This is a genomic window from Halomonas sp. I1 (genome assembly GCF_032334135.1).
Taxonomy (GTDB): Bacteria; Pseudomonadota; Gammaproteobacteria; order Pseudomonadales; family Halomonadaceae; genus Halomonas.
The window spans coordinates 90760-113256 of record NZ_JAVXUS010000004.1 but is presented as its reverse complement, the minus strand read 5'-3'; the positions used below and the strand labels follow the sequence as shown (position 1 = coordinate 113256).

Annotated in this window: 16 protein-coding genes; 10 read left to right on the top strand and 6 right to left on the bottom strand. The window is 64.5% G+C overall.

The genetic code is table 11. The annotated features are described in order from the left end of the window. The first annotated feature begins 59 nt into the window (after positions 1–59). Positions 60–986 (top strand): lysine exporter LysO family protein, encoded by a 927-nt coding sequence (locus tag RSO41_RS07600; RefSeq protein ID WP_315618488.1) that lies wholly within the window; start codon positions 60–62, stop codon positions 984–986. A gap of 135 nt (positions 987–1121) precedes the next feature. Here the strand turns inward: RSO41_RS07600 and RSO41_RS07595 are convergent, their stop codons facing one another. Further along, complete coding sequence (locus RSO41_RS07595) at positions 1122–2660, bottom strand: carbohydrate porin (protein WP_315618487.1); 1539 nt, start codon at positions 2658–2660, stop codon at positions 1122–1124. A gap of 437 nt (positions 2661–3097) precedes the next feature. Here RSO41_RS07595 and RSO41_RS07590 point away from each other — a divergent pair, with 437 nt between their 5' ends. The 6 genes from RSO41_RS07590 to ugpC are packed head-to-tail and all read left to right on the top strand — an operon-like array spanning position 3098 to position 10101. Then, the gene (locus tag RSO41_RS07590; protein ID WP_315618485.1) at positions 3098–4357 is read left to right on the top strand and encodes an ABC transporter substrate-binding protein; all 1260 of its coding nucleotides are present in this window, start codon (positions 3098–3100) and stop codon (positions 4355–4357) included. Between the two features lie 14 nt (positions 4358–4371). Then, positions 4372–5346: a sugar ABC transporter permease gene (locus tag RSO41_RS07585; RefSeq protein WP_315618484.1), complete on the top strand. Its 975-nt coding sequence runs from the start codon at positions 4372–4374 to the stop codon at positions 5344–5346. Beyond that, positions 5343–6182, top strand: a complete 840-nt coding sequence (locus RSO41_RS07580; RefSeq protein WP_275286321.1) for a carbohydrate ABC transporter permease — start codon at positions 5343–5345, stop codon at positions 6180–6182. Before RSO41_RS07585 ends, RSO41_RS07580 begins: the two co-directional genes overlap by 4 nt. A 23-nt stretch (positions 6183–6205) precedes the next feature. Next, positions 6206–7876 carry an alpha glucosidase gene (locus tag RSO41_RS07575; RefSeq protein WP_315618483.1) on the top strand — a complete coding sequence of 557 codons (1671 nt, stop codon included), beginning with the start codon at positions 6206–6208 and terminating at the stop codon, positions 7874–7876. Further along, complete coding sequence (locus RSO41_RS07570) at positions 7864–8967, top strand: sn-glycerol-3-phosphate ABC transporter ATP-binding protein UgpC (protein ID WP_315618482.1); 1104 nt, start codon at positions 7864–7866, stop codon at positions 8965–8967. Before RSO41_RS07575 ends, RSO41_RS07570 begins: the two co-directional genes overlap by 13 nt. Before the next feature lie 18 nt (positions 8968–8985). Further along, entirely contained in the window at positions 8986–10101 is a 1116-nt protein-coding gene (ugpC, locus tag RSO41_RS07565) for a sn-glycerol-3-phosphate ABC transporter ATP-binding protein UgpC (RefSeq protein WP_315618481.1), read from the top strand. A gap of 59 nt (positions 10102–10160) precedes the next feature. Here ugpC and RSO41_RS07560 read toward each other — a convergent pair whose 3' ends face one another. From RSO41_RS07560 to malE, 5 genes are all read right to left on the bottom strand, one after another. Beyond that, complete coding sequence (locus RSO41_RS07560) at positions 10161–11084, bottom strand: MalM family protein (protein WP_315618480.1); 924 nt, start codon at positions 11082–11084, stop codon at positions 10161–10163. A gap of 108 nt (positions 11085–11192) precedes the next feature. Further along, a complete protein-coding gene (locus tag RSO41_RS07555; RefSeq protein ID WP_315618479.1) occupies positions 11193–12488 on the bottom strand; it encodes a maltoporin in 1296 nt (431 codons plus the stop codon). A gap of 184 nt (positions 12489–12672) precedes the next feature. Next, a complete protein-coding gene (malG, locus tag RSO41_RS07550; RefSeq protein WP_315618478.1) occupies positions 12673–13563 on the bottom strand; it encodes a maltose ABC transporter permease MalG in 891 nt (296 codons plus the stop codon). A gap of 39 nt (positions 13564–13602) precedes the next feature. Then, positions 13603–15177 (bottom strand): maltose ABC transporter permease MalF, encoded by a 1575-nt coding sequence (malF, locus tag RSO41_RS07545; protein WP_315618476.1) that lies wholly within the window; start codon positions 15175–15177, stop codon positions 13603–13605. A gap of 62 nt (positions 15178–15239) precedes the next feature. Continuing rightward, entirely contained in the window at positions 15240–16427 is a 1188-nt protein-coding gene (gene malE, locus RSO41_RS07540) for a maltose/maltodextrin ABC transporter substrate-binding protein MalE (protein WP_315618474.1), read from the bottom strand. A 276-nt stretch (positions 16428–16703) separates the two neighbouring features. Between malE and malT the strand changes: the two genes are divergently transcribed. From malT to RSO41_RS07525, 3 genes are all read left to right on the top strand, one after another. Then, complete coding sequence (gene malT, locus RSO41_RS07535) at positions 16704–19469, top strand: HTH-type transcriptional regulator MalT (protein WP_315618473.1); 2766 nt, start codon at positions 16704–16706, stop codon at positions 19467–19469. 106 nt (positions 19470–19575) lie between these two features. Further along, positions 19576–21231 (top strand): alpha-amylase family glycosyl hydrolase, encoded by a 1656-nt coding sequence (locus RSO41_RS07530; protein WP_315618472.1) that lies wholly within the window; start codon positions 19576–19578, stop codon positions 21229–21231. Between the two features lie 177 nt (positions 21232–21408). Beyond that, positions 21409–22464 (top strand): LacI family DNA-binding transcriptional regulator, encoded by a 1056-nt coding sequence (locus RSO41_RS07525; protein ID WP_315618471.1) that lies wholly within the window; start codon positions 21409–21411, stop codon positions 22462–22464. Positions 22465–22497 lie beyond the last annotated feature (33 nt).

The window sequence follows — 22497 nt, the reverse complement described above, 5'->3', positions numbered from 1 at the left end:
CGGGCGGAACAACAGACCCGCCTCGCGGTGCCGCGTTTCTCCAAGGAAGGAATCTCGCGATGTTGAGTGGCCTCTTGATCGTCCTGCTCCCCCTGGTGCTCGGCTATCTGGTGCGTATTCGCCATACAACGCTCATGGCCGGCATCAACCGGGGCGTGAACGTTTCCATCTACGTGATCCTGCTGCTGATGGGCATCGGTCTGGCCGGCCTCGACGACCTGGGCGGCAAGCTGACCCGACTGGGCGGTCAATCGCTGTTGCTGTGCGCCGTGATTTCAGCCTGCAATCTGGTAGCCCTGGCCTGGCTGTCGCGTCGCCTGCGCCTCGAGGTCGATGCATCCCGGGCGGTGGCAGGCGCCCCCACCAGCAAGCTGGCTGCCATGGCCGGCTCGCTGTCGCTGATCGGCGTGGTGCTGGCCGGCGTCATTCTCGGCCTGGCCGCGGGCGGGCCACTGGGCGAGCCCCTGTTCGCCTGGGCCGAGACGCTCTCCGAGTGGGTCCTCTATGCCCTGCTGGCCTTGATCGGCTGTCAACTCAGAAACTCCGGCATGCCACTCAGGCAGATCCTGCTCAACCGCTACGGCCTGGCCATCGCCAGCGTCCTGGCGGCGAGTTCCCTGATCGGCGGGCTGTTGGCCGCCCCCCTGCTCGACCTGCGCTGGAACGAGGGGCTGGCCATGGCGGCCGGTTTCGGCTGGTACTCGCTCTCCGGCATCCTGATCGGCGACCAGTTGGGGCCGCTGCTTGGCGGCATCGCCTTTCTCAACGACCTGATCCGCGAGCTGGTGGCCTTCATGCTGATTCCCCTGATCATCCAGCGCCATGCCGCCCTGGCCATCGGCTATGGCGGTGCTACCTCCATGGATTTCACCCTACCGGTGATCCAGCAGCACGGCGGGGTCAGCTGCGTCCCGGTGGCCGTGGTCAGCGGCTTCATCCTCTCGCTGTTGTCTCCCCCGCTGATCCTGTTCCTGCTGACGTTGTAGGCCCATCGCACACTGCCGCCTTCCCCGCTGCTCCCGAGCCAGCTGTCGCGATCCACTGGGCTGCCCAACGAAAACGCCCGCGACCCAGAGGTCGCGGGCAAGCATCGAAACAGGGCTCGGCCAGGCGAGACACGCTCAGAACCAGATCTCGCTCTGCACCCCGAAGGCCCACTCGTCGCCGGTGAAGCCGGCGCTGCCGAAGGCGTCGTCCGCCGAGTAGTCGTTGAGCGCCTCGTCCCAGTCGCTCCAGGAGGCGAACAGGCGAATCTCCGGGCGCTTCCAGAAGCCGCCCACCTCGGGCTTGAAGGTCGGGGCGATGGTCAGCTTGGTGTAATCCCCCTCGACGGCGTTGTTGCCACCATAGCCTTCCGGCGAGATGTCCATCCACTGATAGCTGCCCTCGTACTGCATCTCGAAGTTCTCGGTCAGCTCATGGGCCAGGCGAACATTGAACGTTGCCCAGTCGTACTGGTCGCCCTCGACGTAACGATCCTCGCTGGTCTCGGCCAGAATCGCCGGCGCCACACGCCAGCCGGGCGCCAGGTAGGTGGTGCCATAAAGGCCCAGGCGCGTCGCGGTGGCATCCTCGGTCAGGTTGCCATTACTGCCGATGGTCTTGGTTGCGGCCCCCAGGCCCTGGCCATGCATGACGGCCGCCTTGAAGTTGCCGTCGTTGAGGCCGAAGAAGTCATCGCCATGATAGGCCACCATGGTGTGCACGCCATTGTCGGCGGCATCCAGGGAGCTCGAGGTCGACCGCTCATCATTGTCAGTGGCGTTAATGCCGCTGACCATCCATTGCCAGTTACCGAAGTAGTTGTTGGAGGTCAGGATGAGGCTATCGGTGCTGTCGGTCTCTTCCCCTGCCGGACTCATGCTGTCCACCGGGAAGTCGGTGAAGCTGCGACCGTAGACGGACAGGTTCGACGTCCAATTGTCGGCGAGCTGCATGTCGTAGATACCGCCACCGGTACCGGCCAGGAAAATGAAATCGCTATCGAGCCAGTGAATATCGAAATTGTCGCGATCGAAGCGCTTACCCGCCCAGATCTTGGCATCCTCGAAGGCGCCGGTGAAGCTCGGCAGATCACTGAACTCGGCATAGACCTGACGCACATTGAGACTCGACTCGCCGGCCGTCCAGTCATTACTGGTGGTGACGCCATCAGCGATCATGGTGGTGTACTTCGCCTTGGCACCGTTATCGAAGCGCATCTTGTAATTGAGGATCGCCTCGGCGTAGGTATCCGGTTCGTTGCCGAGACGTCCCACGGCACCACCTTGCGAGCCGGCCGGCGTCAGGTAGGGGCCTCCCTCGGTGCTCTTGCCATCCTCACCGATCAGCAGCCCCGAACGAGCATAGGCGTTGAAGGAGAAACCTTCTTCACCATTGGCATGGCGCTCCACCTTGGCAAGACGCGACGCGATGTCCTGACCGACAGGCCGAGAGTCGTCGGCCTGCTCCCGGGCCATTTCCCGTTCCGCCTTTTCGGCCCGCCTTTCCGCGGCGGCGGCGCGCTGCTCGGCGGCGACGATGCGTTGCTCCAGCTCGGCCAGCCGGGCCTCGATGTCACTGTCCGCTTGAGCGCTCGCCAGCGAGCTGGCCGTCATGGCAGCAGCGGCAACCGCCAGGACAAGAGGGGATTTGCGCAGGCGTTGGGTCGCAAATGTCATCTCATTCAAAGCCTTTGTTGTTGTCACGGGAAGAGACCAGCCGGCGACGCCTGTCGCCACACCCTGTGCATGGCCTGTGCATGGGGAGGCGCATCAGCGAAACACCGATCTTAATCGATTAAGACAATACTCCAGTTGCGACTGGTTCCTAAATACCACCTATGTCTAACCACCCTGCCGATTTATCTATAAAAATAATTACTTTCAAAAAGTTATAAAGGAAAGCGCTTTGAGCCGGCGTACCGGCGCTCGCCTTTAGCCCAAAGTCTGGGTTGATCGTGCTCCTCACCCGGTCTAACGTTTTTCTGTAGTCGATCTTAATCGATTAAGACAGCACCTTCAGAAAGCATCCGAAACCAAGGCTTCCCCTTTCGTCACACCGGCGGCCAGCCTTGAATCAAGCGTCAGCGCATAACAACAAGTCGACAAGGAGCACCATGAACAACAGATGGATTCCCGTCATCGCCTTGGCCGGCCTGGCCGCCCAGCAGGCCCATGCCGCCGAACTGACCATCTCCTGCGGCGCCGTGGGGGCTGAACTGCAGCTCTGCGAGCAGGGCGTCGAGGCCTGGGAAGAGAAGACCGGTCACACGGTCGATATCGTTTCCACGCCCAACTCCTCCACCGAACGACTGTCGTTCTATCAGCAGATCCTCTCGGCCCAGTCAGGCGACATCGATGTCATGCAGATCGACGTGGTATGGCCCGGCCTGCTGGCCAACCACCTGCTCGACCTGAACGAGACCCTCGGCGAGGGGGCTGCCGACGGCCATTTCGAGGCCATCGTCGCCAACAACACCGTGGATGATCGACTGGTCGCGATGCCCTGGTTCACCGACGCCGGCGTGCTCTACTATCGCCAGGATCTTCTCGACGAGTACGGCTTCGAACCGCCGGAAACCTGGCAGGAGATGACCGAGATCGCTCGCCAGATCAAGGCCGGCGAGCGTGACGCCGGCAACGACGATATCTGGGGTTATGTCTTCCAGGGGCGTGCCTACGAGGGCCTGACCTGCAATGCCCTGGAATGGATTGCCGGCAGTGGTGGCGGCACCGTCGTCGATGCCGAGGGCGAGATCACCATCGACAATCCGGAGGCGGCCGACGCGCTGGACCTCGCCGCCTCCTGGGTCGGTGATATTTCGCCGAATGGCGTGCTCAACTATACCGAGGAAGAGGCTAGGGGCGTCTTCCAGTCCGGCAACGCGGTCTTCATGCGCAACTGGCCCTACGCCTGGGCCCTGGCCCAGAGCGAGGACAGCAAGGTGCGCGGCAAGGTCGGCGTGGTGGCCCTGCCGCATGGTGACGGCGACAGCAGTGCCGCAACCCTGGGCGGTTGGAATCTGGCCGTTTCCCGCTACTCGGAAGTCCCGGACCTGGCCGCGGAGCTGGTCGCCTTCCTGACATCCGAGAAAGAGCAGAAGCGTCGCGCCATCGAAGCCTCCTACAATCCGACCCTCGCCACCCTGTACAAGGACGAGGAAGTCCTCGAGGCGGTGCCCTTCTTCGACACCCTCTATCCCACCTTCACCAATGCCGTGGCACGCCCGTCATCACCGACCGGCAGCAAGTACGGCCGAGTGAGCAACGGCTTCTTCAATGCCGTGCACAACGTGCTGTCCGGCAACCAGAGCGGGGCCGAGGCAGTATCGCAACTGGATAGCGAACTGTCGCGCCTCAAGCGCCGCCGCTGGTAAGCCAGGAGGCCCTCATGTCACAACCCGTCGCCGAGCGCGCCCCCCACCGCGGGGGTGCCGCCAAGTCCGGTTATCGCGGCACCAAGGTACGTCGCCAGCGAGTCCGTGCCGCCTGGCTGTTTCTCGCTCCCATGCTGGTGGCGCTGGCCCTGGTGGCCGGCTGGCCACTACTGCGCACCTTCTACTTCAGCTTCACCGATGCCTCCCTGGCCGATACCGGCCGGGCGGCACTGATCGGTTTCGACAACTATCTGGTCTACGACGATGGCGCCTGGTACGGACTGCTCACCGATCCTGTCTGGTGGACCTCGGTCTGGAACACGGTGTTCTTCAGCGTGACGTCGGTATCACTGGAAGTGGTCTTCGGGGTCATCGTCGCCTTGCTGCTCAATGCCGAATTCCGGGGGCGCATGCTGGTGCGCGCCGCCGTGCTGATTCCCTGGGCAATTCCGACCATCGTCTCGGCGAAGATGTGGGCCTGGATGCTCAACGACCAGTTCGGGATCATCAATCACCTGCTGATGATGCTGGGCATCATCGACGCTCCCCTGGCCTGGACCGCCGACGCCGACCTCTCGATGTGGGCGGTGATCATGGTCGATGTCTGGAAGACCATTCCCTTCGTCGCCCTGCTGGTATTGGCCGCCCTGCAGATGTTGCCGAGCGACTGCTACGAAGCCGCCGAGGTCGACGGCATTCATCCGGTCAAGGTGTTCTTCCGCGTCACCCTGCCGCTGATCACGCCGGCCCTGATGGTCGCGGTGATCTTCCGCCTGCTCGATGCCCTGCGCGTGTTCGACGTGATCTACGTGCTGACCTCCAACTCGACCAACACCATGACCATGTCGATCTACGCCCGCCAGCAACTGGTCGAGTTTCAGGACGTCGGTTACGGCAGCGCCGCCTCGACGCTGCTGTTCCTGATCATCGCCCTGATCACGGTGCTCTACCTCTATCTGGGCCGCCGCCAACTGGGAGTCGACCAATGAACCGGACCGTACTCCGACTGCTCAAGCGCCTCGGTTTCTATGCACTGATCGCCGTGGTGCTGTTCTACGCCATCTTTCCTTTCTACTACGCCGTGGTCACCTCGCTGAAACCCTCCAGCGAACTGTTCCGCGTGGATTTCTGGCCGTCATCCTTCGATCTCGTCAATTATGCCCGGATCCTCGGCGAGAAGAGCTTCGTGCGCGCCATCCTCAACTCCATCCTGGTGTCGTTCAGCGTGGTCTTCATCGCCCTGCTGCTGGGCCTGACGGCCTCCTATGCACTGGGTCGCGTGCGTTTCCGAGGCCGCACCTCGGTGCTGCTGATCATCCTGGGTGTCTCGATGTTTCCTCAGGTGGCGGTACTCTCGGGACTGTTCGAGGTGATCCGCGTCCTCGACCTCTACAACAACCCCGCCGGCCTGGTGCTCAGCTACACCATCTTCACCCTGCCCTTCACGGTCTGGGTACTGACCACCTTCATGCGCCAGCTTCCCCAGGAACTGGAAGAAGCCGCCATCATGGACGGCGCCACCCCCTGGATCACCATCACCCGCGTTTTCCTGCCGTTGATGTGGCCGGCCATGGCGACGACAGGGCTGCTGGCCTTCATCGCCGCCTGGAACGAGTTCCTGTTCGCCCTGACCTTCACGCTCACCGACGACCAGCGCACCGTGCCGGTGGCCATCGCCCTGATCTCCGGCGGCAGCCAGCACGAACTGCCCTGGGGCCCTATCATGGCCGCCTCGGTTACCGTCACCGTACCGCTGGTGGTGCTGGTAATGATCTTCCAGCGGCGCATCGTGTCGGGGCTGACTGCCGGCGCGGTCAAGGGCTGAATCTCTTTATCAAGGAGTCCAAGATGCAGGACAACACCTTCTGGTGGCACGGCGGCGTCATCTACCAGATCTACCCGCGCAGCTTCATGGATGCCAACGGCGATGGCATCGGCGATCTCGCGGGCATCACCGAGAAACTAGACTATGTGGCGAGCCTCGGCGTGGACGGCATCTGGCTATCGCCCTTCTTCACTTCGCCGATGGCCGATTTCGGCTACGACGTCAGCGACTACCGCGATGTCGACCCGATGTTCGGCACCCTGGACGACATCAAGGCCTTGCTGGCCCGAGCCCACGAACTGGGCCTCAAGGTGATCATCGACCAGGTGCTCAGCCACTCCTCGGACCGCCACCCCTGGTTTCGGGAGAGTCGCCAGGATCGTGGCAATGCCAGGGCCGACTGGTATGTCTGGGCCGATCCCAAGCCCGACGGCACGCCACCCAACAACTGGCTGTCGATCTTCGGCGGCCCAGCCTGGACCTTCGAGCCTAGACGCCGTCAGTACTACCTGCACAACTTCCTGGCCAGCCAGCCCGACCTCAATTTTCACCATCCCGAGGTGCGACGGGCGCAGCTCGACAACATGCGCTTCTGGCTGGACCTGGGCGTCGACGGCTTCCGCCTGGACACCGTGAATTTCTACTTTCACGACACCGCCCTGCGCGACAATCCGCCGGTGCCGGAAGGGGCGCCCAGGACCCTCGGCGCACCGGACAGCAACCCCTACACCTGGCAGCGCCACCTGTACGATATCAGTCGCCCGGAGAATCTCGACTTCCTGCGCGAGCTGCGTGCCCTGATGGACGACTATCCCGGTACCACCACGGTAGGCGAAATCGGTGACGACACCCCGCTCGAGCGCATGGCGGAGTACACCGAGGGCGGCGACAAGCTGCACATGGCCTACACCTTCGACCTGCTCAACGAGCCGCACTCGCCGGCCTACATCCGCGAAGTGATCGAACGCTTCCAGACGTTGGCCGGCGATGCCTGGCCCTGCTGGGCGCTCTCCAACCATGACGTCATGCGCAGTGCCAGCCGCTGGGGCGGTTCCGAGGACCCGGATGCCTATCCTCGGGTCGCTCTGGCGCTGCTGTTTGCGCTACGCGGCAGCGTCTGTCTCTACCAGGGCGAGGAACTGGGACTACCGGAGGCCGACGTGCCCTTCGAACGCATCCAGGACCCTTACGGCAAGGTGCTGTGGCCGGAATTCAAGGGGCGCGACGGTGCCCGCACGCCCCTGCCCTGGCGTTCCGCCGCGTTCGGCGGCTTCTCGACGACCGAACCCTGGCTGCCGCTGGACAGGCGCCACCTGCCGCTGGCCGTGGAGGCACAGGAGCACGACCCCGGCTCCACGCTCAACGCCGTACGGCGACTGTTGAGCTTCCGGCGTCGACACCCCGCCCTGCGCGACGGCGACCTCGAGCTGATCGAGGTGGGCGAAGCGCTGCTCGGCTTTAGCCGGCAACATCGCGACGAGCGCCTACTGTGCGTGTTCAACCTGACCGGCGAGACGCAATGTACCCGCCTGCCGGCCAAGGGACGCCCCCTCGACGATCATGGATTCAGCGCCACGCTGGACGGCGAGACCCTGACGCTGCCGCCCTACCAGGCCGCTTTCCTGCACCTCGATTCATCCCCCCAGACAGCCGGAAACGCAAACCGGCAGGGAGTCGCCACATGGCAAGCGTGACCCTCGAAAAGCTCAACAAGGTCTTCGGCAACACCCATATCATCAAGGATGTCGACCTGACGGTCGGCGACGGTGAGTTCGTGGTCTTCGTCGGCCCCTCAGGTTGCGGCAAGTCGACGCTGCTGCGATTGATCGCCGGCCTCGAATCGATCACCGACGGCGAGCTGTCCATCGGCGAGCGCGTCGTCAACGACATGCCGCCCCGCGAACGCGGCGTGGGCATGGTGTTCCAGTCCTACGCCCTCTACCCGCACATGACGGTCTACGACAACATGGCCTTCGGGCTCAAGCTGGCCAAGGCCGATGACCAGACCGTCGAGCAGCGCGTCATGGAGACCGCTCGAACCCTGCAACTCGAGACACTGCTCAAGCGCAAGCCCAAGGAACTCTCGGGTGGCCAGCGGCAACGGGTCGCGATGGGCCGTGCCATGGCGCGCAACCCGCAGATCCTGCTGTTCGACGAGCCGCTATCCAACCTCGATGCCTCGCTGCGCGTGCAGATGCGCAACGAGATCGCCCAGCTCCACCACCGGCGAGGCTCCACCGTCGTCTACGTCACCCACGACCAGGTCGAGGCCATGACCCTGGCCGACAAGATCGTGGTGCTTCGGGACGGGCGCATCGAGCAGGTCGGCAGCCCGCAGACCCTCTACCAGCGACCGGCGACACGCTTCGTCGCCGGCTTCATCGGTTCGCCGACCATGAACTTCCTGCCTGCGGAACTGCGCAGCTCGAGTCGCGATGGTTGCCGGGTGGCGATCGCCGGCATCGGCGAACTCGACCTGCACCAGGATGCCGGCGAGACATCGGGGCAACAGCTGACCTTGGGCATTCGCCCCGAGCACCTGCGGCTCGACGCGGCCGAGGGCGATAACCGCTTCACGATCGTCAACGTCGAGTACCTGGGCAATGAAGTCTATGTCTATCTCGAGCCCAGGGAAGGCGACACGCTGTTGATCCACCGCAGCGAAGCGCCCAGCGACTGGCAGGTCGGCCAGGACGTCGCCCTGTGCGTCGACGTCGAGCATGCCCATCTATTCGATGCCTCCGACCGAGCCCTGACCATCACCACGCGGCGTCACGCTGCCTGACCGGGAGACATCATCACCATGGGACGCCTGACACTCACCGGCATCGGCAAGGACTACGACGGTGTCGAAGTCTCGCGAGACATCGACCTGACCATCGAGGACGGCGAGTTCGTGGTCTTCGTCGGACCCTCCGGGTGCGGCAAGTCGACGCTGCTGCGCATGATCGCCGGCCTGGAAGACATCAGCCGAGGCGAAATGTGCCTGGATGGCGAGCGTCTCAACGAGACACCGCCCCAGGAGCGCGATATCGGCATGGTCTTCCAGTCCTACGCTCTCTATCCCCACATGACGGTGGCGGAGAACATGGCCTTCGGACTCAAACTCGCCCACGCCGACAAGGCCGAGATCAAGCAACGGGTCGAGGCCGCCGCCCATACCCTGCAGTTGTCGCCGCTGCTGGATCGCCGCCCCAAGGCACTGTCCGGTGGTCAACGCCAGCGGGTGGCCATCGGCCGCACCCTGGTCAAGCAGCCTCGGGTCTTCCTGCTCGATGAACCCCTGTCCAACCTCGATGCGTCGCTGCGCGTCGAGATGCGCGTGCAGCTCGCCGAGCTGCATCGACGACTCGGCACCACCATGGTCTATGTCACCCACGACCAGGTCGAAGCCATGACCCTGGCGGACCGGATCGTTCTGCTCAGCGGTGGCCGCATCGCTCAGGTCGGCGCACCACTGACGCTCTATCACTTTCCCGAAAGCCTGGAAGTCGCGGCCTTTATCGGTTCGCCCCGCATCAACACCCTGCCGGTCACGGTCATCGACCCCGGACGGCGGCGTACCGGCGTGCGACTGCCCAACGGCGAGACCCTACCCGTGGCGGTGGATGGTTCGCGCCTGACGGCGGGCGACACGGCCACCCTGGGCATCCGCGCCGAGGACTTCGTGGCACCGGACGCGGCCGACGCCCTGCTGCAAGGTCGGCTGGGCGTGGCCGAACGCCTCGGCTACGAGACCCTCGCTCACATCGAGGTGAATGGCGCCAACGGCACCATCACCCAGCGCCTCGACCGCCTGGCGCACCTCGAGCCTCGTCAGGCGACGACGCTGGGCCTGTCCGGCGAACAGTGCCACCTGTTCGATGCCCAGGGGCTAGCCTGTCCCCGCCAGGTGACGCTGACCGGCGTGGCGGCATGAATGCCGTCTCCCGCGTCGAACGACGCGGGAGACGGACCATAAAGGACCATCGAGGCGGTTCAGCGTGCCTGGAGACGTTCCGCCAGCCAGGCGCGTGCCTCCTCGTCGCCGGCACGCGCCGCACGCTCGGCGAGCTGCATGGCGAGCTCGATGTCGCCGGCCTGCACGGCGGCCCGCATCAGGCGACGCCAATCGAGAGGCGCCGACTCGACTGGTTCTTGCTCACGAGAGGGCTCGGCCCGTGCCGTGTTCGTCGACATCATCCCGGCATCACCGCTGCCCAGCAGAGGTGCCAGCAGACCATCGCTCTCGCCCAGCGGCCTCACCCGCAGCGATACCTCGCCACTGGCCAGGTGCGGCGCCACGGGGTCGACCACCGCCGGCTCGGCGAGATGACGCGCCCGTGCCTGGGCGCGCGCCGGATGCAACAGCTCGCTCTCGGCGGCTCGGGCGGCATCGGACGTCAGGACCACCAACCGATCGGCCTGGGCCGAGGGTGTGACGCCGAGACTCAGGTAAAGTCGATCATCGTTCAGCCCTCGTGCCGGCTGGTAGGTGAAGTCCTGCCAGTCGAAGCGTCGCTGTATCGCCCCCGTCTCGTCGAGGAGCAGCACCAGAGGAGCGAACAGTGACCGTTGCCCCTGATCGTCGCGCTGCACGCGGCTGATCAACTCCAGCCGCAACGGCCCCATCCCCCGCGGTAGTGCCATGGCATGAAAGGGACTCGGACCGGTATCGAAGCGGTGCACCGGCGTCTCGGGCCCAAAGCGCAAGGTTCGTTCGTCACGCCCCGCCAGCGGCGATAGCGGCAGGGTGGCGAGCCCCCGACAGCAATCACTGGCACGCTCGAGCCAAGCTTCGTCGAGACGATGTTCGGTGGACGTGGGCGTCGTCGTGGCGCAACCGCCGAGCAGCAACGCCCCCAGTACGCCCGCCAGGGCAAGACGACGCTTGGTCGCCTCTCGGGGCAATTCGATGGACATGTCAGGACCTCGTGGGGTGGCAGGAAAGCGGTGACAAGGAAAAATGCCGGTGCCTCGAGAGCACCGGCAAAGGATCAGCAAGCTGTCATCTCACGGAACGCGCGGGGCTTACCACCAGGCCTCGGCCTGCAGGCCCACGGTCACGCCGTCATCCTCGCCCATCTCGATGGACTCGCTGGCGGCGTTGTAGACATCGCCGTCCCAGTTGGCGTAGGTGACGAAGGCGCGCAACACCGGGCGCGCGAAGGCACCGCGTCCCGCCGACCATTGCTGGGCCAGAGTCAGCTTGGTCAGGTCGGCCGTTTCCATGCTGTCCTGCTGGGGGTCGATACGGTCGTAGCCGAGTTCCAGCGCAGTGCTCTGAGTATCGCTCCAGTAATAGGTCGGTCGGATACCGGCCGACAGCCAGGTCTGCCCCTGGCCATTGTCCAGGTCACGATCCTCGTAGATGGCGGCATAAAGCATGTCGATATCCGGCGTCAGGTTGACCTGGCCATGGTCGAGCACGCGAATCATGCTGCCTTCCGGCGTGGTCGAGGCGGTGTTGGTACGACCCGAGCCGCCGATGATGCCATCGGTGGCGTACTGCACCGCAAGCTTGTTGTAACCGCCGAACCAATCACCCTGAGTGTGCTGCAGGGTCACCATGTGCCCTTTCTCGGGATCGACGCCGGCACGGTCCTGGGCATCGGTTAGCGTCGCCGATCCATAGTCATAGCCGATCTCGAGGCTACCGCCCGCATTGGTCTCGATATCCGCCAGACGGATGTCGAAGGTGTTGTTGGCGAGATTCTGACGCCCGTCGGGAAACTCGGTGTCTTCACTGGAGTTGCGCAGCCAGGCCAGGCTCAGCTTGCCGAAGCCCAGGTCGATGTTCTCGATACCACCACCGGGCCCCGAGAGATCCCAGTAGTAGTAGTCGTTCATATGAATGTCGTGACGCTGGTAGAAGCGCTTGCCGGCCCAGAGGGTGGCCTCGGGCATCGCCTCGATCACGCCGGTCGCCTGGACGTTGAGCTGGCGCAGCGCAATGGTGTTGCCATCGTCACTGTCGCTGTCCAGCCCTTCGAAGTCATTGGCCTGCTCGTTGACGTAGGCCACCAGGCTGTCGAAATAAAAGGTCTTGTCGTCCTTCTCGTAGAGGGTCGAGCCCAGCCCCAGCTCGGCATAGGTCTCGCACTCGTTGCCGAGGCGATACTTGGCCGGCGCCCCGGCCGCCTGGAAACAGGCCTGATCGCCACCGCCGGAGGTCGAGCCGATCCCCGAGCGTCCATAGCCATGGAAATTGACGTCGGCAGCCTGCGCGGCCCCGGTCGCTGCCAGGGCGATGGCCGCGGTCAGAGAGGAAAGCGTGAAGCGTCGTGTCCTGGGAGAGGTCATGATGATCCCTTTATTGTTGTGCATGGTGCCGTCGGGTTGAAAACCCTTGCTCTTGAAACCCGATCGGGCGTGAAACCACGGCAGCCCTGTCATGGGATACCGCCGTGATGCCACTGTGTCGGAAAGCGCTCGGGGTGTTGTCCTCCCCGCCCCCGTGACGAGGGGGCGGGGGAATGAGGCGTAGGCAGCAACCCGGGGAGGAGGAGAATCAGCCCTTCACACCGCCGGCGGTCAGACCGCCGACGATCCAGCGCTGACAGAGCAGGAACACCAGGGTGATGGGCAGTCCGGAGAGCACCGCCGCCGCCGCGAAATCCCCCCAGCGCTGGTTATGTTCGGCGAGATATTGCTGGGCCCCCACCGCAAGCGTCAGCTTGTCCTCGTCGAGCAGCAACACGGAGGCCATGGGGTACTCCATGATCGACATGATGAAGGCCAGGATGAAGACCACCATCAGGATCGGCACCGACAGCGGCAGAAGAATATGCCGGAACGCCTGCCAGGTGCTCGCACCATCCATCATGGCGGCTTCCTCCAGGGAGCCGTCGATGGATTCGAAATAACCCTTGATGGTCCAGATATGCAGGGCCACCGCGCCAAGCGAGGCGAGAATCAGCGATCCGTGGGAGTTGATGCCGAGCCAGGGCACCAGTTGTCCGAGCCGGTCGAACAATGCATAGAGCGCCACCAGCGACAGCACCGGCGGGAACATCTGGAAGATCAGCATCCCCTTGAGCAACCCTGCCTTGCCGCGAAAACGCATTCGGGCGAAGGCATAGGCACTGGTGGTGGCGAGCAGCAGGATCAACACCGAGGACACCGCCGCCACCTTGACCGAGTTCCAGAGCCACAGCAGCACAGGAAATGGCGGCTGGACCATGCTGCCATCGGGCCGCTCCCAGGGAATGCCCAGCGCCAGCGACCAGTGCTCCAGGGAAAAGCGCTCGGGGATCAGGCTGCCGGTGGCGAAGTTGCCCTCACGAAACGAGATCGAGATCACCAGCAGCAAGGGGAACGCCACCAGAGTGACGACGCCCAGCAGGGCGAGATGCGCGGCCAGCTTGCGCGCGCGGATGGAACGCGGTTGAACCATGGCCATGGAAGAATCCTCCTGAAATCCGAACGGTGGCGTGTTCCGTTACACCTCGACCCTTGATAGCCGCAGGTTGAGCAAGGACAAGCCCATCACCAGCAGGAAGATCAGGGTGGCGATGGCCGCCGCCAGACCGAAGTCCTGACCGGCATCCTGAAAGGCGATGCGATAGGTGTAACTGACCAGCAGGTCGGTGGTGCCCGCCGGCGTGCTCGCCCCGAGGATGTCCGGGCCGCCGCCGGTCAGCAGGGTGATCAGCACGAAATTGTTGAAGTTGAAGGCAAAGGCGGCGATCAACAATGGCGTCAACGGCTTGATGATCAGCGGCAGGGTGATCCGGAACATGTTGGTCAGCGGCCCCCCGCCATCCACCGCCGAGGCTTCGTACAGGTCACGGGGCACCGACTGCAGCAGTCCCATGCACAGCAGCAGCATGTAGGGATACCCCAGCCAGGTATTGACGATCAGCAGCATGGTCCGCGCCATGGCCGGGTCGGTGAACCAGTCCGGACGGATGCCGAAGACATTCTCGAGAATCAGGTTTATCTCGCCATAGGACTGATTGAACATGCCCTTGAAGATCAATATCGAGATGAAGGCCGGCACGGCATAGGGCAGGATCAGCAGGGTGCGATAGACGGCCTTGCCCCGCAGTTGCTCCCATTGCAGCAAGGATGCCAGCACGAAGCCCACCGCCAGAGTGAAAAGCACCGTGAGACCGGCAAAGACGAAGGTCCAGACGAAGATCGCCAGGAAGGGACCTCGCACATCCGGGTCCAGCAGCACCCGGGCGTAATTGTCCAGCCCTACCGCCACCGGCCAGCCCGGCGTCAGGCGTTCTCCCTCACCATCGACGAAGAAGCCATGTTCATGATCCGGTGTCAGGCGTGTCCCGTCGCGCCGATCGGTGAGGCTGCCGTCGGGATTTTCCGTGTAACGCGGCAGGATCGGCGCAAAATGCCGTAGCCCCGCCATGCGCAGCTCGACATCATCGGGTGTGGTCAGCACCAGTCGCTGGAGGCGTTCACGCTCGGCGATCACCTCGCGCATGCCCAGTGCCTCCCCCGCCGGCGGCGACTGAGTGGGATGCACCGCCAGGGCACCCTGCTGCCCACTGTCGGCCAGGGGCTCGGATACCAGTCGCGATGTCCCGATATCCGCGTCTTCCCCCTGGGCCTCGAGATAGAGTCGGCGGCGTTCTCCCTCGCGATAGAGCCGGAAGTCGAAGGCGCTGCCCTCCGCCTGATAAGTGCGTTCGAGAAACTGGGCGCGAACCCGCTCCTCACCGAGCAGGTTACTCGAACTGTAATTGCTGAAGCTGATGCCGACGGTATACAGCAACGGAAAAATCACGAACACGCCCATGCCGGCCAGAGCCGGAAAGACATAGCGGTGACTCATCAGATCGCGCTTGCCGAATACCACGGCCAGGGAGGCCCCCAGCACCAGGAACAGCAGCGCGAACATCCACTGCCCGCGCAGGTGGAACGCCACCACCAGCCACAGCAGAGATACCACCAGCACCGCCACCAGGGCACGCGAGACCCAACGGCGATAACGCTCGGCAATGGAACGGGAACGATGGCGCGGCAGGCCGCGTGAAGCATTGGTCGTGAACATGGTCGGTCACCTGCCGCCCGCAACCGGACCGGGGCCAGGACGCGGGCGAATGTCGGGAAGGGTCACTGATTCGAGGTGCGCATGCGCTCGGCGGCGGCATCGAGAGCGGCTCGCGGCGCCTGACGGCCACTGCCGATGTTCTGCAGTGCCGGCTCCATGGCCGACCAGAAGGCGCCCATTTCGGGAATGTTGGGCATCGGCTCGCCGATCTCGGCATTGGCCAGGGTGGCGGCGATATCGGGATTCTCGCCCAGCTCCTCCTGATAGGCCCGATGTGCCACCGCGCCCAGGGAGCCATCACTGTTGAAGGTCCGCAGGCCTTGCTCGTCGAGCAGATAGCCTTCGAGAAATTCGATGGCCAGGAAGTCGTTGGGCGAGGCGGCATTGATCATGGCCGCGGTCACACCGAACAGCGGCTTCGCCCTGGCTTCCCCGACCCGGGGCAAGGGCGCCACGCCGAAATCGATACCGCTCTTCTCCAGATTGCTCCAGGCCCAGGGGCCGCTGATCATGGTCGCCACCTCGCCGCGATTGAAGCGGGAGGCCATGACGTTGTAGTCGGTTCCCTCGGGCAGTACGCCGGACGCAATCAGCTCGCGCAGACGCTGAGCTCCCTCAATGGCCCCGGCATTGTTGACGCCGATATCGCCGACATCATAGCCCTCGGCAGTCCGCTTGTAGGGATAGCCGCCATTGGCGGCCAGCAGGGTCCAGCCGTAATAGGGCTCGCCATAGTCGAACAGGATCGCCTTCTTGCCCTCCTCGCTCAGTTCGGCGTCGAGCTCAGCCAGGGCCTCGAAACTCTCCGGCGGCGTCTTGACCAGTGCCTTGTTATAGATCAGCCCCAGAGACTCCACCGAGATGGGATAGCCATACGTCTCGCCATTCCAGACCATCGCCTCCCAGGTGAAGTCGAAATAGCGCTCGCGATACGCCGCCGACGGCGACACGCTCTCGAGCAGCCCGCTTTGTGCCCACTCTCCCATACGGTCATGGGCCCAGATGACGATGTCCGGCCCCTTGCCGCTGCCGGCGGCCTGCTGGAAACGATCGGTGAGGTTATCGGGGTTGACGATATCGACGTCGATGCCCATTTCTCTCGTGAAGCGCTCGGCCACCTCACGAATGCCTTCCGGGCCCTTGTTATCGCCCATCCAGATCGTCAGGGCATCATCCTCGAAAGCCAGCGCGGGCGATCCTCCGAGAGCGGTCGCCACCAGGCAGGCCGGCAGTGCATAGCGTCGTATCATGGCGCGGTTCCTCTTGTTATGATCCTGCAAGCATCGATCTCTCCATGGACCGATGCCCCGTCGCCACGAGACTCGGCTATCCTTGTCGCGACGTGCTCATCCCGCGGTCCCGCCAGGGTGGCGTAGCCCCGGGGCGTAGGCCCCTCGCGGGGCAGGTTCGGCCTGGGGGCTTCTCTCCCATCGCCTACCACCTTGGTCGCAGATCGCCCCACAAGACGATAATTCGCGCCATACTGACAGCATCTGTAACGATTAAGACGCTGCCTCAGGTGCCGCATGCCGTTGATCCATGACAAGCTGATGGCCCCCGCTCTCCCACCGACCACCGTGTCCCGCAAGCGGCTCAACGACCATTTCGCGCTCAGCGAGCACACGCGCTTGATGGTGGTCCAGGCCCCTTCCGGTTACGGCAAGAGCACCCTGATGGCCGAGCGACTGCCGGCACTCGAACAATCTGCCGCCTGGCTGCGCCTCGAGCCTCTGGACGATGATCCGGCGCGCTTTGCGCGCTACTTCGCCGCCGCGCTGGGCACACTCTGTCGCCAGCACCTCGGCCTTTCACTGCTGGAAGACGACGAGACCCAGCCACTAGCCTCGCGCATCGATGGCTGGCTGACAGTCCTGCCCGACCAGGCACCTCCCTGCCGTCTGGTCATCGACGAATTCGAACACCTGCGTTCACCGGTGCTACTGGAGGCCTTGCGCTACTGGCTGCGCCATCAGCCTCGCTGGTTGACCCTGACCGTGATCTCCCGCTCACGCCCGGACCTCGGACTCGCCGCTATGCGCCTGCGCGGCGAACTGGAGGAGCTCGGCCCGACGCAACTGGCCTTTACCCTCGACGACAGCCGCGCGCTGAGCGACCAGTTGCTAAGCTTTCCGCCCACCCGGGTCAGCCTCGAACGCGCCCTGCGGCTCACCGGCGGCTGGGCCATGGCCATCAACTGGCTGTTCGAGCGCACCACCACCACCGCCAGTTTCGATGCGCTTCTGGAACGCCTGGGCGGCGGTCACCCCGACTTCGTGGCCTGGTTCGACGATTTGATGCGCGAGGCACTGGAGGAGCCGGACCGTATCCTGATGCACCAGCTCGGCGTGCTCGAACGCTTCTCGCCCCACCTGGTCGCCCGGCTACTCGAGGGCCAGCATGCCGGACGCCGCCTCGAGGCGCTGGAGCAGGCCGGACTCTTCATCGAACGCGACGACCCCCACTCACCCTGGTGTCGTTTCCATCCGCTATTTGCCCAGTACCTGCGCTACTGTCGCGGGGAGCTCAGCCTGGACGCCCAGCGTGACCTGCATCGCCGCGCCAGCCAGGCCTGGCTGGCCATGGGCGATTCTGCCCTGGCGGTGGCACAGATGACCGAGGCACAGGACCCCGAGGCCCTGGCCACGCTGGTCGAAGCCGAAGGACCGGGGTTGCTCGATCGTGGACAATGCGCCCCGCTGGCACGCGCTCTCAACGTGCTCGGCGACACGCGCCTGTCGGCCTCGCCTCGATTGACGCTGTTGTGGGGCTGGGTCACCCACGCCCAGTATCAGTTCGCGCACACCGAACGCGTCCTCGGCTGGATCGAGGCGCGACGCGATCGGGACGAGTGGCAGGCGCTTAGCGCCGAGTTCGACACCCTGCGCGCCCAGCTCGCCATCAACCGTGGCGAGGCCCGACACGCCGCACCGCTGGCCGAACGTGCCCTGAACCTCCCCGCCACCTACCTGCCCGGCATGCCGTTGGCGGCCGCCACCATTCTCTGCGAATCCCGCTTCGTGCAGGGATACCTGGACGAATCGCTGCGTCGCGTTCGCGATGTCGCTCGCGAAGCGCGCCGACGCGGTGACGACCAACGCCTGCTCTGGGCCCATTGCCATGAATCGGAGACCCTGTTCGCCATGGGTCGACTGCAGGCCGCGCACGACGTACAGCAGCGCGCCGTGGCACATATCGAGCGCCGCCGACTGCAGCACCTGCCCATCGTCGAATTCGTGCATCGCATCCGCAGCCAGTTGCTGTGGGAATGGCATCGCCTCGACGAGGCCGAACAGGCGGCGCTCGATGGTATCGCCGTGCTCGACAAACAGGGCGAGCACTGGACCCTGCAGTGCCATATCAGCCTGGCCAAGATCGCCCTGGCGAGAGGCGATCATACCCAGTGCAGCGACCATGTTCGCCGTATTCGAAAGTCCCTGGCCGACGGCGACTACCATATCGACTGGCGAGCCAATGCCCACACCACCCTGCTCACCTGGTGGGCGAGCCAGCGCGACCTGGAGGCCATCGAGCGTTGGCGTCAGGACGCTCCGGAGGCCAGCCCGGCCGATGCCACCAACCACTTCACCCAGTGCAATGCCCGCAACCATGCCCGGGCCCTCATGTACCTGGGACACTTCGCATCGGCACGCGAGCTGCTCGAGACTCTGGAGACACAGACACGACGCCTGGGACTGGTGACGGACGCCAATCGCAATCGGCTCTGCCTGGCCCAGCTCGAGTGGCTGGCCGGCCATCGGCATGCTGCCCTTCCGCATCTCGAACAGGCCCTGGAGCTGGCCTCGCGTACCGCTCTGGTCGGCAGTTTTCTGCGCCTGGATGATAACCTGGCCCCCATGCTCGACCTCCTCCTGGAGGACGACACCCTGGACACACTGACGCGTCAGCGTGCCGAGCGCCTGCTCGACCTGAGCCAGCGGCGATGCAACTATGGACGCGCGGTTCGACTGATGCTCGACGATGCCGTGATCGACGACCTGGTCGCGCGCCCCGATGTGCCCGAGTTGATCCGCACCTCGCCGCTGACACGACGCGAATGGCAGATCCTCGGCCTGATCCACGCCGGCCTCTCCAACGAACGGATTGCCGAACGTCTCAACGTGGCCCCCACGACCATCAAGACGCATATTCGCAGCCTGTATCAGAAGCAGCACATCCGTCATCGCGACGAGGCCATCGCCCTGGCGGGCCAGTTGCTCGAGCGCATCCAGGGTGACACGCCGGCCCCCGCCGCCATCGCCTCCGCCCCGGTTCCTCCCCCGAGCTACGCCTGACGGGGAGGAGGCCGGACGCTTGCCGGATCGTCACCATGTCTCCTGCCAGGCGGCGCCCGCCACATCCGTTCCGGGCGCCGTGTCTCTCGACAGGAGGATTCGGGGCATGACCCGGACGACGCAAATCGACAAGCCAGGCCAGGATTGGTGGCGTGGCGCGGTGATCTATCAGGTCTATCCGCGCAGTTTTCAGGATACCGGCGACAACGGGGTGGGCGACCTGCGAGGTGTGACCGCACGGATTGACTACATCGCCTCGCTGCACGTCGATGCCATCTGGCTCTCCCCCTTCTTCACCTCGCCGATGAAGGATTTCGGTTACGACATCAGCGACTATCGTGACGTCGACTCGCTGTTCGGCACCCTCGAGGACTTCGACCGACTGGTGGAAGCTGCCCATGCAAGGGGCCTCAAGATCATCATCGACCAGGTACTGTCGCATACCTCCGACCAGCACCCCTGGTTTGCCGAAAGCCGTCAGGATCGCGACAACCCTCGCGCCGACTGGTACGTCTGGGCCGATCCGCGCCCCGATGGCACCCCCCCCACCAATTGGCAGTCGATCTTCGGCGGTGCGGCCTGGCAGTGGGATACCCGGCGTCGCCAGTACTACCTGCATAATTTTCTGGCCGAGCAGCCCGACCTCAACTTCCACAACCCGGAAGTGGTCGAGGCCATCCTCGGCGAGGTGCGTTTCTGGCTGGATCGTGGCGTGGATGGCTTTCGTCTCGATGCGATCAATTTCTGTACCCACGGCGCCCTGCGCGACAATCCCCCTCGGGAGGCCCTCGAAGAAGGCTTCATGGGCGTACGACCGGACAACCCGTATGCCTTCCAGCACCACCTGCACGACAAGACCCAGCCCGAGAACCTCGTCTTTCTCGAGCGCCTGCGCGCTCTGCTGGACGAATATCCCGGCACGACCTCGGTCGGCGAGGTCGGCGATGATGACTCGCTGACGGTGATGGCCGACTACACCCGGGGCGGCAAGCGGCTGCACATGTGCTATTCCTTCGATCTGCTGGGCGAGCGACACGATCCCGACTACCTGCACCACACCCTGGCCACCATGGAAGCCCGACTCGACGACGGCTGGCCCTGCTGGGCACTCGGCAACCATGACGTGACGCGACTGGCCACACGCTGGAATGCCGACCGGGATGCGGCAGCCTTGCGTCTCTTCATGGCCTTCCTGCTGACCCAACGCGGCAGCATCTGCCTTTATCAAGGCGAGGAGCTGGGGCTGGGCGAGGTGTCGCTGGACTTCGCATCGCTGGTCGACCCTGCCGGCATCGCCTTCTGGCCAGCCTACAAGGGACGCGACGGCTGCCGAACCCCGCATCCGTGGCGTCACGACGCCCCTCATGGCGACTTCTCGACGACCACCCCCTGGCTGCCCGTCGCCACCGAACACCTGGCCCTGGCCGTGGATCGACAAGAGGACGACCCGGACTCCCTGCTCAACGCCTATCGCGACTTCCTTGCCTTCCGCCGGCAACACTCCGCGCTGGTCGAGGGCGATGTCGTCCACCATCCGATACAGGACGGCGTCATGCGCCTGGAACGATGCCACGGCAGTGAACGCCTCCTGGTGGCCCTCAATTTCGCCGACGAGCCCCGCACCCTGTCCGCCCCACCGGGCGTCACGCCGCTGAACGATGTGCCGGCATGCGTCAACGGCCGATGGTCGCCAAACAGCGTGACACTACCGGCACGAGGCATCGCCATCACCGCGGCGACAGAGGGGTGGCCATATCACTGATCTTCATCATGCGGGAGGCTCATTATCGATCATGGCACACGCTCCGATGGCCAGTCGGCACCACCGGCCCGGCCCCGCCTCGATGACGACTCCCCCCATACGGCATGGTCAGGGCTGGGCCCGCCCCGGCCATGCCGGTATGCTGGTCACCCAACGCCTTCAGCATGGAATCTGGCTGTGACACCTTCCCCTCGCCACATCACGCTCAAGGACTTGGCTCGCGAACTCGGCGTCTCGACCGCCAGCGTGTCCAACGCCTTCAATCGGCCGGACCAGCTCTCTCCGCGCCTGCGCGAACGCATCCTCAGCGAGGCCCAGCGCCTGGGCTATCAGGGACCGGATGCTCGGGCTCGCACCCTGCGTACCGGTCGTTCACGGATCATTGCGGTCGTGCTCGCCGAAACCCTGACCTATAGCCTGAACGACGCCGTCTCCAGCGAACTTCTGGCCGGGATCACCGAGGTGCTCGACGATCACGGCCATACCCTGTTGCTGCTCTCGGGGCGACAGCCCGGCTCTGCTCAGACACCCGGCACGGCGAGCATGGCCGACGGTTTCATCGTCTATGGCCTGATGCCGAGCGTGATGCTGCTCAGCGACCTGCCCGCCCAGCGCCCGCTGGTGGCCGTGGACTTCAACATTGAAGGCCGACCGATGGTGCACATCGACAACGAGCCCGCCAGCTACGCCATTGCCTGCCACGCTCTGTCGACACCGCCTCGCCGTGTGGGCGTGATCACCCTGCGGCTCACCGAGACACCCTGCAACGGCCGGGTGACCGAAACGCAGCCCTGGTTGACGGCCGAGCGCACCATCACCCGAGCTCGCCTCGATGGCTTCTATCGCGCCTTCGAGGAACATGGCATCACCCCGTCCTCGGTGCCGGTGTGGAATATCGAGGAGAACACCCATGACGTCTGCGCCCCGGTGATCGCCGAGATCCTTGACCTCCCTGACGACGAGCGCCCGGACCTGTTGCTGTGCATGTCGGACCGTATCGCGCTCACCGCCCTGACCCTGGCCGAGCAGCGCGGCCTGCGTGTCCCCGAGGACCTTCGCCTGACCGGTTTCGACGGCATCGCCGAAGGCCAGTACCGATCGCCTCGACTGACCACCATGCATCAGGACAGTGTCGAGAAGGGGCGCGCCGCCGCCCGCATGATCCTGGATCTGGAGCCGCACCGGGCACTGACGCTGAACACCGAACTGATCGTCGGCGAAAGCTGCCCCTGATCGAGCGGCGACTTTCACCGGGATTGCACGATA